This window comes from Francisella frigiditurris, from assembly GCF_001880225.1.
Taxonomy (GTDB): Bacteria; Pseudomonadota; Gammaproteobacteria; order Francisellales; family Francisellaceae; genus Francisella; species Francisella frigiditurris.
Map to the genome: position 1 here is coordinate 1,823,278 of NZ_CP009654.1, position 11,972 is coordinate 1,835,249.

An 11,972-nucleotide genomic window follows, 5' to 3' on the forward strand; every position below is an offset into this window, starting at 1 on the left:
CAATATTAGTTACAATTAAAATTATTATTTTCCGTAGTATAAACTACTCTGCCAACCATATTAACTTGCAAAGCCGCAAGATAGTCTCCGTTAAGACAGTAAATTATACTAGCATTTGTAGTATTTAAAAAGCCAACTGGAGATATTAAAATAAAATCCGTATTAAAAGTTGTCGAAATATTTCCCCTGCCAGTAGGAAGTGTAGATATTATTTCATCATTATTTCTATCAAAAACGCCATTAGCACTCTGATTAGTAAATGCCACTATTTCAGCATTTCCCCAATTAGATGATCCCGAACATCTTAAACTATCTTCATTTAGCTCATCTGTTGTTCCTATATAACTATCTGGAGTTACTGGACAAATAACAACGCTTGTTCTTTGAGATCTCGCTACAACCTGCGCATATCCTATAATATTCTGCAAACTTGTTAATCTAGTTTCAGCAAAGTTTCTTTGATAAAAAGAAAAAGAGCTTATAGCACCCATCATCAAAATAGTCATAATAGTTATTACAACCATTACTTCAACAAGTGAAAAACCCTTATTCCTTTTTACACAAAACATTCTATATTTAAATCCTATTTAACAAAGCCTTTGTAGAAGCATCTAAAGAAGAATACTCTTTTGAATCTCTATTCTCTATAGCTTTTATAATATTTTTGCCTAACTTCTTGCCAAGCTCAACACCCCATTGATCATAACTATTAATGTTCCATAAAACTCCTTGTACAAAAATTTTATGCTCATATAGCGCTATTAACATTCCTAGATTATAAGGGGTTAGTTCCTTAAGTAAGAATATATTACTTGGCTTATTTCCTTTAATAACTTTGTGAGGTGCCAGAAAATCTACTTGACCATTAGATAAACCTACTTGTTCAAGTTCTTCTACTATTTTATCATAAGATAATCCATCCATGAGAGCTTGAGATTGTGCAAAACAATTCGCCAATAAAGCTTGTTGATGATTTCCATAATTATGATAGCTCTTAGCTACAGCTACAAAATCAACTGGTATAAAAACCTCACCTTGATGCAACAATTGATGAAAAGCATGTTGACCATTCGTACCAACACCACCCCATAAAACTGCTCCAGTTTGATAATTATTTATATGCTGACCTTCTAAATTAACCGATTTACCATTACTTTCCATATCTGCTTGCTGTAAATAGTCAACTAAATAACAAAGTCTATTATCATATGGTAATAGTGCTTGAGTCTGGGCATTGTGATAATTTGTATAAAGTGTGCCTAAAAGAGCTGCTACTATTGGTATATTTTTTTCTATTTGAGTCTCTTTAAAGTGTTTATCCATAGAATATGCACCTTGTAAAAGTTTTTCAAAATTATCATACCCAATTGCGAAAGCTATGCTCATTCCTATAGATGACCATAATGAATATCTACCCCCAACCCAATCCCACATTTTATAGCAATGTTTTAGGTCTATTCCAAACTCTTTTACTTTATCTAGCTTACTAGAAATTGCTACAAAATGATTTGATACTGAACTCTCATCACCATAAAAGTCAACCAACCAGTTTCTTGCTGATATAGAATTAAGTAAAGTTTCTTCTGTTGAAAAAGATTTAGAGGCCACAATAAATAAAGTTGTCTCAGGATTAACTACGCTTAATGCTTTTAACAAAGAATCTGCATCTACGTTAGATACAAAATGAACCTTCAGCCCAGTACAATGATAAGGTCTCAAAGCCTCAACAATCATTCTTGGTCCAAGGTCAGAACCTCCAATACCAATATTTACAACATCTGTGATTTTTTTACCAGAGAAGCCTTTCCATTCTCCTGAAGAAACACTTTCTACTAAACTTCTAACTCTTTGTTTTTCTTCAGATACTTCTTTACGAATGTCTTGCCCATCTATAACTAATGGCTCATTAGAAAAATCTCTTAATGCAGTATGTAAAACAGCTCTATCTTCTGTAATATTTATCTTCTCTCCATTAAACATACTTTTAATTTTTGCATCAATATTTACTTGCTTAGCTAACTGATACAATCCTTGCATAATCTCATCATTCACAAGGTTTTTTGAAAAATCAAAATAAATCCCCTCATGCTCTAATGAATATTTTTCTACCCTACTAGAATCATCTTTAAACTCTTCAGATATTTTTAAATCTTTATACTTTTCTTTTACTAAATGTTCTAATTTTTGACACGCCAGCTCTTTCATATCTGAATCTCTCTTACTTTCTTGCTTGTCTGTAAAAACCATGTGATATAAATAATAGAATATCACCTTCACTATAGTTAATTTCTACAAAATTCTCTATCGCATGATTCCTAACACCAGTACTCTCACCTAGAGTCAAGTTTTCCCCCGATAAGCCATATTTTAATCCTTTGTAATATATTTTATTAGCAAAAGGAAACGGAACTATAGAAAACATTTTATTATTAACATTACTTATTTTAAATTCATTTGGAATAAAATAATACTCCGAGAATTCATCTACAAACCTCAAATTTAGTTTTTCTTTATATTTTTTAGCTATCGACATATTTGAAAGAAAATGGTCCATCTCTCCACCACTTCCTCCAAAAGCCATAACATCTAAAACTTCTCTCTTTATCAAAAAATCTAAAGCTTTTTCAAAATCTGTTTTATATTGATCTTCATCTCTTAAAAAAATAGGGGATTCAATATAAGTAGCTGAATCAAAATCACCTATAACTTTATCTATTTTAGAATATAAGAAATTACAATTACGTATTTTTTCATATGCGCCATCAGTACATACAATATTGAAGTCACTAAACTTCTTTAAATAATCACGACAAAAATCTAGATTTATATTACCATTCAAAAATAAGAGCGTTTTATACAATGCTAAACAACCAATTCACAAAATAACAGATGCAATCATAACCTATTTATAAAAAATAGAAAAATAATAATTATTCAATATCAGGATCTATTACCTTAATATATAGAGTCCCATCTCTAGCTCTTTCAGGGCCATGAATATCAGTACCAAATCCTGGCAATCTAGACCCAATCTTTTCTAGCATTAATAAGAATTCTAGTATTATTTTAGAATCTTCTGTTATTTTTTCACCCGGCAAAACTAATGGAATACCTGGTGGATATGGTAGGATCATGACAGCTGAAGTATTTCCATACAACTCTGTTAATGGAACCTTCTTTACCTTGCCTTTTAAAAGCTTTTGAAAGGCTCTATGCGGATTCATCTCTTGTTCTGGCAATACATCAAAAGCATGATACATAAGGTTTGGTAACTTTGACTCATACATAAAACTATGCAATGTATCACTAATATCTTTTATTCTCATTTTTTCATAAAACCTAGGATCTATTGCATATAAAGACGGCAGCATTTTCTCTACTAAAGCATTTTCATCATACATTTGTTTAAATTTATTTAATACAGATAAAAGCCTCATAGACTTAGCTTTTGTAGTACCTATACTAAATATAAATAGCAAAGAATATGGTCCTGACTTTTCAACCACGATATCATGTTCCTCTAAAAACTTAGCTACCACATCCGCAGGAATACCATTTTTCTGAATATTATTATCTTCAATACCTGGCGTTAGAATAGTTACTTTCACTGGATCCAAAAATAAAAAGTCACCATCGACTTCTTCAAACCCATGCCAATCATCTGCATTTCTTAAAGCCCATGTTTCTTTATTTGCAATATTTTCAGGCTGCCATACATCGAAAAACCATGTTTCCGACTCTCTCTTAAGCTTCAACAGCTCTCTTCTAAAATCTATAGCTAAATTTATAGTTTTATCTATAAGATTAAAACCTTGCTCCCCTTCCATCATTGCTGCTGCTGTTTCAGTACTCGCAACTAATGGATAAAATGGAGAAGTCGATGTATGCATCATAAAAGATTCATTTAGTACTTCTTCATTATAGTCACCTTTAATATGTATCATTGATGCTTGACTAAAAGCTGAAAGAAGCTTATGTGTAGATTGCGTTTCAAAAACAGTATGTCCCTCTTTAGGCTTTATTGTCATCCCTGACTTATGCTTATAAACTGGATGAAAAATAGCATAAGGAATCCATGCACTATCAAAATGTAACTTTTTAACATCTAAATCTCTATGAATAGTATCTGTATTATATAAAAGACCATCATAAGTTGAGTTAGTTACAACGGCATAACTAGGCCATTCTGTAGCAATATTACTATCAGCTATTTTTTTCTCTATAACATCTCTTCTGAATTCACTTTTAGGAATACCACCTATGATTCCATAAGCATTCCTAGTAGGTCTAAAATAAACAGGGTTTACATCCACCATCATCATTAAATGAGTAAGTGACTTATGACAGTTCCTATCAAGTAAAACTGTATCGCCATCAGCTACACTATACATTCCAACTATTTTATTTGCTGTAGATGTCCCATTAGTAACAATTAAAGATCTATCTGATTTAAAAATTTTAGAAACATATTCCTCAGCATCCTCATGAACACCACTATGATCTAACAAGCTACCTAGTTCCTGCATTGATATAGAAACATCAGTCTTAAATATATTTTCACCAAAAAAATCATAAAATAAAGTCCCAACTGGAGAACGCTGAAAGCCATACCCCCCCTGATGTCCAGGCGTACAAAAAACAGAATTAAATTCTTTTGAATATTGCATAAGCCTATGAGTAAATGGCGGCAATATATCATTAAAATAAGTAGCTATAGTTTTATGTATAAATTCAGAATCTTCACTAGCTAAAGCATCATACTGTATAAAGTTAATATTCAAATTAAAATCTTTTAAATTCAGCTTAATGCTTTGACCATAATCTGATACCGCAAATATAGGAAGTTTTGAGTTTATATGCGCTATATTATGAAAAGCCTCTAAATTGAATGTAGATCTATCTAAGACTATGCAACAGACCCTAGAGTTTTCTTCCAAAATTTCTACAACTTCCTGCATATTATCTATAACAAGCGTCAAATATTTTTTTGCTTCTAAATCTGATTGAATTTTACTTAAAAATTCTTCTTTATATGGTTTTAAATTATCAGGATAAATAAAAACAACACTTTTCATAAACCAAACTCCCATAAAGAGAAAATAAAGACCAAATTATAACATTAATATTTAATTTCAAATACATAGTTTGTAAACAAAAAAGAATAAGTATGGAAACAATGATCTTGCAGTTGAGTTAACAAATCTAAAACCATATACCTACAGATTCATATAACTGCTTTAATCCAGGATATGATATGAATCCATATCTAAAAATGGGTAATAATGATTGGCATAATGACTATATGAATTTTACTAAAGATAATCATATCTTATGGAGTGAAGGAAATACAACTAAGCGTTGGTACTTTCCCTAATAATGATGGCGGCTGGTTAAAAACTAAAGTAAATAACTATCAACAAAACCCAACTACTATTTAATCTTCTTTTCTATACCTTTTCTTTCATTTAAAATCATCAAAAAATATTTCTTATTTTCCTATGTATAAAAAACTAGTTTTCTTAAATATATTAATAGTTTTAACTCTATTTATCTTTAGTAAAACTTATTCTACAAATTTGCTATTTTTAACTTATGATTATGGTGATACCAATGCCTTTAAAGCTATTCTTCCAAGCCTTAAAAAAAATAATTTCGACTATGAAGTTATAGCTCTTGGCAAATCTAAGGATCTATTTCAGAATAATTTAGTAAATGAAGTAAATTGCTTAAGTAATTTTGATAATGATTTTTTAATAAAAGATAGAAATAACACTATTACTAAGTCAAATATAGAGTGTCTCAAAAACACGTTAATTAACAAACCAGATATTATAGTAAGTGGTATGTCTAGTGCAGCTTTGGCAGACATACTTAATTCATATTCTTCCCAAGCAAAAATAGCTTACTATGATAACTTTGATCCTTACCCAGAAAATAGTAAAACCTACTATACCAATAGCTTTGTAACGCGGCTAAATAACTATTCGTTAGATAGTGTATTTATTACATCAGAAACAATAAAATCTTCTTTCATTAAAAATTTTAATAATAAAAAATTTGTAAAAGATACTAAAGAAAATTTCCTAGCAGTAGGAAACCCAAGCATTATAAGCTGGGAAACTGACCTAATAAAATGCTCTACAAGAGAAGAAATTAAAGCCAAATTAAATATTCCAAAAAATAAAAAGATTGTAGTATTTGCAGGTGATATGACTCCTGATTATGCTATTGCGGTTGAGCATTTTGCTAAAGCTTTAAAAGAAATGCCCAACTATGAAGCAATAGTTAGTCCCCATCCCAAAACAAATGGTGAAATAGAAAGAAATATTAAAGAAAAATATCAAATAAATAATATGATTATAGCCAGCCCTAGCGATATTGCTACAATTTGCTTAACTAATCTTAGTAAAGTTTTCATAGTCCATAAATCATCAATGGGCATACAAGCTCTTAGTAATGATAAAAATGTAATATATATAGCGGACAGTAGTTATGAAAACATTGCTATACAGAAAGCTGTTGCAAAAAGAGCCTTTAGTACAAATAACATTATTAATACAATTCAAAATGAATATAATAAAAAAGCTAGCAATGAATACAGCAAACTTGGGATACCTAAATATCCCATAAAAAGCTTTATTGATAAGTTAAATAAAATAAGAAATACTAAAGCTGATAATTTGGCGGTTCTTTTGTAATTGTTACGTTATGAACATGAGACTCATTAAATCCAGCCGATGTAATTTGTACAAAAGTCGGCTCTGTCCTCATTGTTTGTATATCTTTTGAACCTGTATATCCCATACTTGATCTTAAGCCACCAATTAATTGATGTATTACAGCGTTAAGTAGTCCCTTATAAGGCACCCTTCCCTCGACTCCTTCTGGGACAAGTTTTCTTGCTTCAGTATTACTTTGAAAATATCTATCTGAAGAACCTTTCTCCATTGCACCAAGAGAGCCCATACCACGATAAGACTTATATGAACGCCCCTGAAATAACTCAACTTCTCCAGGTGATTCTTCTGTCCCTGCAAAAAGTCCACCTATCATAACAACAGATGCTCCAGCAACAATAGCTTTTGCAATATCACCAGAATATCTAATACCTCCGTCAGCTATAACTGGCACCCCTGTACCTTCTAGAGCTTTAACAACATTTGAAATAGCTGTAAGTTGAGGAACACCAACACCTGCGACAACTCTTGTTGTACAAATAGATCCAGGACCAATACCAACCTTAACAGCATCTGCTCCAGCTTTTACTAGATCTTCAGCTGCTTCTGCTGTAGCGATATTACCACCTATTACTTGGATATGCGGATAATTCTTCTTAACCCACTTAACCATATCCAGTACACCTTGAGAATGTCCATGCGCAGTATCAACAACGATTATATCAACATCTTCTCTTGCTAAAGCTGCAACTCTTTTCTTTGTATCTGAAGCAGTTCCAACAGCAGCGCCTACTCTTAAACGACCCAAATGGTCTTTACATGCCATAGGCTTATTTTGAGATTTCTCTATATCTTTAGTAGTAATAAGCCCAATAAGCTCAAAATCATCATTAACTACTAAAACTTTTTCAATTTTATTCTCATGAAGTTTTTTCTTAATCGAACCTTGAGAAGCATTTTCTGGAACTGTAACCAATTTATCTTTGGTTGTCATAATAGAGCTTATTGGCTCTTCTAAATCTTTAGCAAATCTAAAATCTCTTCTCGTAATAATACCAACTAAATGGTTATCCTCATCCACGACAGGAAAGCCTGAAAAATTATGCTCCTGTGATAACGCCATAATCTCCTTGATAGAGTTATATGGCTTAACTGTGATTGGATCAATAACCATTCCATTTTCAAATCGTTTAACTTTTTTAACCTCTTGTGCCTGAGCTGCTATAGTCATATTTTTATGAATAATACCTATACCACCTTCTTGAGCAATTGCTATTGCCAATCTAGACTCTGTAACAGTATCCATTGCAGCTGAAACTAATGGAATATTAAGCTTAATATCTTTAGTGATATTAGTTTGCAAATCTACCTCATGAGGTAAAACGTTTGAATATCTTGGTGAAAGCAAAACATCATCAAATGTAGTTGCCTGTTCTGTGATTCTTAACATAAAAAGACTCCGTAATTAAATTAAGGATTATGAATTTAATTACGACAATATTTTAACAAATAAGAAGAAATATACTAGAGATTTATATAAAAATTAATTATTTAGATACTTGTGACAAAAGATAATGTGTTAATAATGGCACTGGTCTACCGCTAGCTTTACAATTTGAAAAATCTCCCATAGCTGAGCCTGCTATATCAAGATGGGCCCATTCATAGTTTTCTGTAAACTTAGATAAAAATAATGCTGCAACTATAGAGCCAGCTGATCTATCTTTACCACAGTTATTAATATCTGCAACATCACTTTTTACTTTATCTAAATAAGGCTTATGTAAAGGCAGTCTCCATACCAAATCATTAGATATCTGTGCAGCATTTTGTAAACTATTCGCTAAATTATCACTATTAGCAAACATACCAGAATAAGCATCTCCTAAAGATATAATCATTGCTCCAGTAAGAGTAGCCGTATTAATAACAACTTTAGGCTTATATTTCTCAACATAAGTTAATGTGTCACATAAAACCAATCTACCTTCTGCATCAGTATTACTAACTTCAACTGTTATGCCTTTCATTGTTTTAAGCACATCTCCTGGGCGGTAAGAACGAGCATCAACAGCATTTTCAGCTAAAGCCATAACTCCCACCACATTTATAGGTAGATCAAGCATAGCTAAAGTTTTCATTGTCCCTATAACAGTCGCAGCACCGCCCATATCCATTTTCATAGAATCCATGCCTACTGCTGGTTTTATACAAACACCACCATTATCGAACACTAACCCTTTACCAACTAAAACTATTGGAGCATCTTCTTTGCCACCGCCATTATATTCCATACAAACTGTATAGTTAGACATATCAGAGCCACGCCCTACAGCCAAAGCACAATCCATACCTAGCTCAGCCATAGCATTTTGATCTAAGTAAGAAAGATTAAACTTATCATATTTAGATGTAAGCTCTCTTGCTTCATTTAACAAATAGTCAGTAGTACAAACATTAGCAGGTAAATTTTGTAAATCTTTTGCATAATTTTGGCCAAAAGCTATTGCAGATCCAACTTTAGTAGCTTCTTCTAAATCTTCAGACCCCTCATAAACAACTTCAATACTTTCTAATGAATACGTATCTTTTTCAGATTTAAGAGCATCAAAACCATAACTCTCAGAAACAAAATTTCTTACAACTTCTGATGCTAACTGTTTCACATCACTAAATCTAGGTACCAAATAATTAATATTGATTGATATCTCTTGAATATCCAATTGTCTTAATTGTTTACATACATTAGCTACTACTTTATGAAACTCTGGGAATAAAAAGTTTTTACTCTCTCCCAAACCAACTAATAAGCCTTTTTTTTCTGGATGAAGAAGAGGCAACACCTCTCCAAATTTAGCTTTAAAAACTTTTTGATCTAACAATGCTTTAGAAGTTGGACACTTCATATTGTCAGTTAGCTTTTTTATATCGTCATTAAATATTAATACTATCTCAGTCGCTAATGTGCTCTGATCATTAATCATCAATTTCATAGAACCTCTCTGAATATATTAAATTGAGTTTTTTAAAAACATCTAAGATATATAATAGCAAAAAAACATTTCTGCAACATTAAATTTAGTGCATTAACTACTGACTTTTCATTAGAAAAAATATAGAATCGAAGGTAGCATTTCCTTAAATGACATTAGTTTTAAACATTGATTTTAGAAAGATATTACAATCGTGACGTAGTTCATACTTTTATAAACTTAACACTTTTTATATTAGCAATTATATTAAGTAATCTTCTTATTAGATTTTTCAATGATGCCTATTCTAATGGTTTTGGTGTAGATATCGTATTTAAATATATCGTATTATTAATCCCAGAAAACTTTTTGACTCTTTTACCTGTAACAACTTCACTAGCTATTACTTTATGCTTCGGTAAATATTTCTCAAATAATGAAATGTTTGTAACTTTAGCTGGTGGAGTAACTTGGGCTCAAGTAACAAGAAATGTCTTAAAGCCTATAATTTTCATATCTTTCATGGCGCTAATAATATCAATGTATGTAACTCCTTTTACTGTTCGAACAATAGAAATGCTTAACTCTGTCATGCAAGCTCAAACAGTCATACAATCAGTTTCCGACCAGAAGATTATCAAAATACCAAATGGAACCACAGCTTATATTGGCAAGAAAAATGGAGACTTCCTCTCAGATGTTTTTCTATACCAAACAGGCACACCAAAATACACAGTAATAACCGCTCCAACTGGACATATTGCAACAGAGTCAAATAGTTCTTCTATTATTTTAAAAAATGCTAGCTTCTATTCAGTAAATCCAATAACTAAAGAATCATCTTATGGCACTGCAGTAACAGCTGAAGATATAATGCACAGAAGCTCCTCGGGCTATACACCCAATAAAAACAATACTCTTTATCCTAATGAATTAATATCCAAAATCATAAACGGTAACCATGGGGCTCTTGTCGCTTTATGCACAAGAATTGGATCTTTTTTTACCGTGCTAGTATCAGGATTATTAGCATTATCAATGTGCAGATTACGTCCTAGGCAAAATAAATATGCTAAACTACTACCCTCCGCTGCTGTATTAGCAATATATTTATCATTATCAATGTTTATAAACACTATTATGGAGTCAGATACCCTACCTGTGTGGATAGGTGCATGGATATGTCACGTAATTTTTGGATCCATCGCTATTTATAACCTTCGTAAGCAGAATGGATCAGAGAAAAATAAAAAAATAAAAAGGAAATAATTTTGTGACTAGCAAAATAGATAATTATATTTTTAAAACTGTACTAACCTCTTATCTCGTAGTAGTAACAATCTTTAGTGCCCTATTTTTTATATTTACATATCTAGCTGGAGTCAGCAATAGTAATGGAAGCAGTCTAGATGTATTGCTTGATACTTTATTTCAGCTACCAGGTATTTTATATATTCTTATGCCTGCTTGTGCTATGGTTGGCGCTCTAATGGGATTAAGTATGTTAGCTAATAACTCTGAGATCATTATATTAAGAGCATCAGGATTATCTACTTTTCAAATTGCTCGTGGAGTAATTGGAGTAGGCCTATTAGCAACTGTTATAACTATAGCTCTTGGAGGATATTTATCTCCAGCATTAGAAAGGAGTATTGGTTCAGGGCATTCATATAATAAAAATATTTGGTTAAAAACTCCCAACGGTTTCGTTAATATTGCAGATATAGATACTCAAAAAGGTGAAGCTCAAGGAATAAGAAAATTCTTAGTTGAAAATGGAAAACTTGAAGAGGTTAGGTTTGCTACGAAAGCAGTCTATAGCTCAGATAAAGCGGCCACTGTCTATAACATAAGCAAAATACAATTCCCAAATAAGGAGCAACAGGACCCTACAGTCACCAAACAAATAAAAGAAGATTACTGGTCTGATGCTTTAGCTTTATCTATAGCTAAGATTGTTACTGTAGATAAAAATTCATACTTAAACCTGAATCAGTTATTTAGATATACTTTCGCACCAAAAGTAAATTCTGATGATGGTTCTATAAGTTTAAAATTTTGGCAGGAGGTTTTTCAGCCGATATCTTTAATTTTATTGATGTTAATATCTGTTCCTCTAAGCTTAGGCTCTACTCGCTCTTCATCAATGATATTAAAATTATTATTCGGTGCATTTATTGGATTTATGTTTTTTATAGTTAATCAAATATTTGGTCCAATGGCTCTTATGTTAAGACTCCCTCCGATTATTGGAGCCATGGCCCCCACAATAATAGCCGGAATACTCTTAATCATTTTATTTATAAAAGCAAAAGAATAAACA

At 31.6% G+C, this 11,972-nt stretch carries 9 protein-coding genes; 3 read left to right on the plus strand and 6 right to left on the minus strand.

Annotation, left to right across the window (positions count from 1 at the left end; genetic code table 11):
* Positions 1 to 5: 5 nt before the first annotated feature.
* The 4 genes from KX01_RS09065 to ldcC all read right to left on the minus strand — a co-directional run bounded on the left by KX01_RS09065 (position 6) and on the right by ldcC (position 5,075).
* Positions 6 to 569 (minus strand): GspH/FimT family pseudopilin, encoded by a 564-nt coding sequence (locus KX01_RS09065; RefSeq protein WP_071664678.1) that lies wholly within the window; start codon positions 567 to 569, stop codon positions 6 to 8.
* Between the two features lie 7 nt (positions 570 to 576).
* Positions 577 to 2,205 carry a glucose-6-phosphate isomerase gene (gene pgi / locus KX01_RS09070; protein ID WP_071664805.1) on the minus strand — a complete coding sequence of 543 codons (1,629 nt, stop codon included), beginning with the start codon at positions 2,203 to 2,205 and terminating at the stop codon, positions 577 to 579.
* A gap of 13 nt (positions 2,206 to 2,218) precedes the next feature.
* Positions 2,219 to 2,860, minus strand: coding sequence for a thiamine diphosphokinase (locus KX01_RS09075; protein ID WP_071664679.1), 642 nt, complete (start codon positions 2,858 to 2,860; stop codon positions 2,219 to 2,221).
* A gap of 70 nt (positions 2,861 to 2,930) precedes the next feature.
* Complete coding sequence (gene ldcC, locus KX01_RS09080) at positions 2,931 to 5,075, minus strand: lysine decarboxylase LdcC (RefSeq protein WP_071664680.1); 2,145 nt, start codon at positions 5,073 to 5,075, stop codon at positions 2,931 to 2,933.
* A 423-nt stretch (positions 5,076 to 5,498) separates the two neighbouring features.
* Between ldcC and KX01_RS09085 the strand changes: the two genes are divergently transcribed.
* Positions 5,499 to 6,698: a capsular polysaccharide export protein, LipB/KpsS family gene (locus KX01_RS09085; RefSeq protein WP_071664681.1), complete on the plus strand. Its 1,200-nt coding sequence runs from the start codon at positions 5,499 to 5,501 to the stop codon at positions 6,696 to 6,698.
* Here the strand turns inward: KX01_RS09085 and guaB are convergent.
* Complete coding sequence (gene guaB / locus KX01_RS09090) at positions 6,667 to 8,127, minus strand: IMP dehydrogenase (RefSeq protein WP_071664682.1); 1,461 nt, start codon at positions 8,125 to 8,127, stop codon at positions 6,667 to 6,669. The genes KX01_RS09085 and guaB overlap by 32 nt on opposite strands.
* 97 nt (positions 8,128 to 8,224) lie before the next feature.
* Positions 8,225 to 9,670, minus strand: coding sequence for a leucyl aminopeptidase (locus tag KX01_RS09095; RefSeq protein ID WP_071664683.1), 1,446 nt, complete (start codon positions 9,668 to 9,670; stop codon positions 8,225 to 8,227).
* Positions 9,671 to 9,838: 168 nt separating this feature from the next.
* Here KX01_RS09095 and KX01_RS09100 point away from each other — a divergent pair, with 168 nt between their 5' ends.
* Positions 9,839 to 10,918 carry an LptF/LptG family permease gene (locus KX01_RS09100; RefSeq protein ID WP_071664684.1) on the plus strand — a complete coding sequence of 360 codons (1,080 nt, stop codon included), beginning with the start codon at positions 9,839 to 9,841 and terminating at the stop codon, positions 10,916 to 10,918.
* A 4-nt stretch (positions 10,919 to 10,922) separates the two neighbouring features.
* Positions 10,923 to 11,969, plus strand: coding sequence for an LptF/LptG family permease (locus tag KX01_RS09105; protein ID WP_071664685.1), 1,047 nt, complete (start codon positions 10,923 to 10,925; stop codon positions 11,967 to 11,969).
* Positions 11,970 to 11,972: the final 3 nt, after the last annotated feature.

Excerpts from the sequence above, each read along its gene's own strand:
- KX01_RS09065 (WP_071664678.1), bottom strand. The coding sequence starts at position 569 with ATGTTTTGTGTAAAAAGGAATAAGGGTTTTTCACTTGTTGAAGTAATG.
- pgi (WP_071664805.1), bottom strand. The coding sequence starts at position 2,205 with ATGAAAGAGCTGGCGTGTCAAAAATTAGAACATTTAGTAAAAGAAAAG.
- ldcC (WP_071664680.1), bottom strand. The coding sequence starts at position 5,075 with ATGAAAAGTGTTGTTTTTATTTATCCTGATAATTTAAAACCATATAAA.
- KX01_RS09085 (WP_071664681.1), top strand. The coding sequence starts at position 5,499 with ATGTATAAAAAACTAGTTTTCTTAAATATATTAATAGTTTTAACTCTA.
- guaB (WP_071664682.1), bottom strand. The coding sequence starts at position 8,127 with ATGTTAAGAATCACAGAACAGGCAACTACATTTGATGATGTTTTGCTT.
- KX01_RS09095 (WP_071664683.1), bottom strand. The coding sequence starts at position 9,670 with ATGAAATTGATGATTAATGATCAGAGCACATTAGCGACTGAGATAGTA.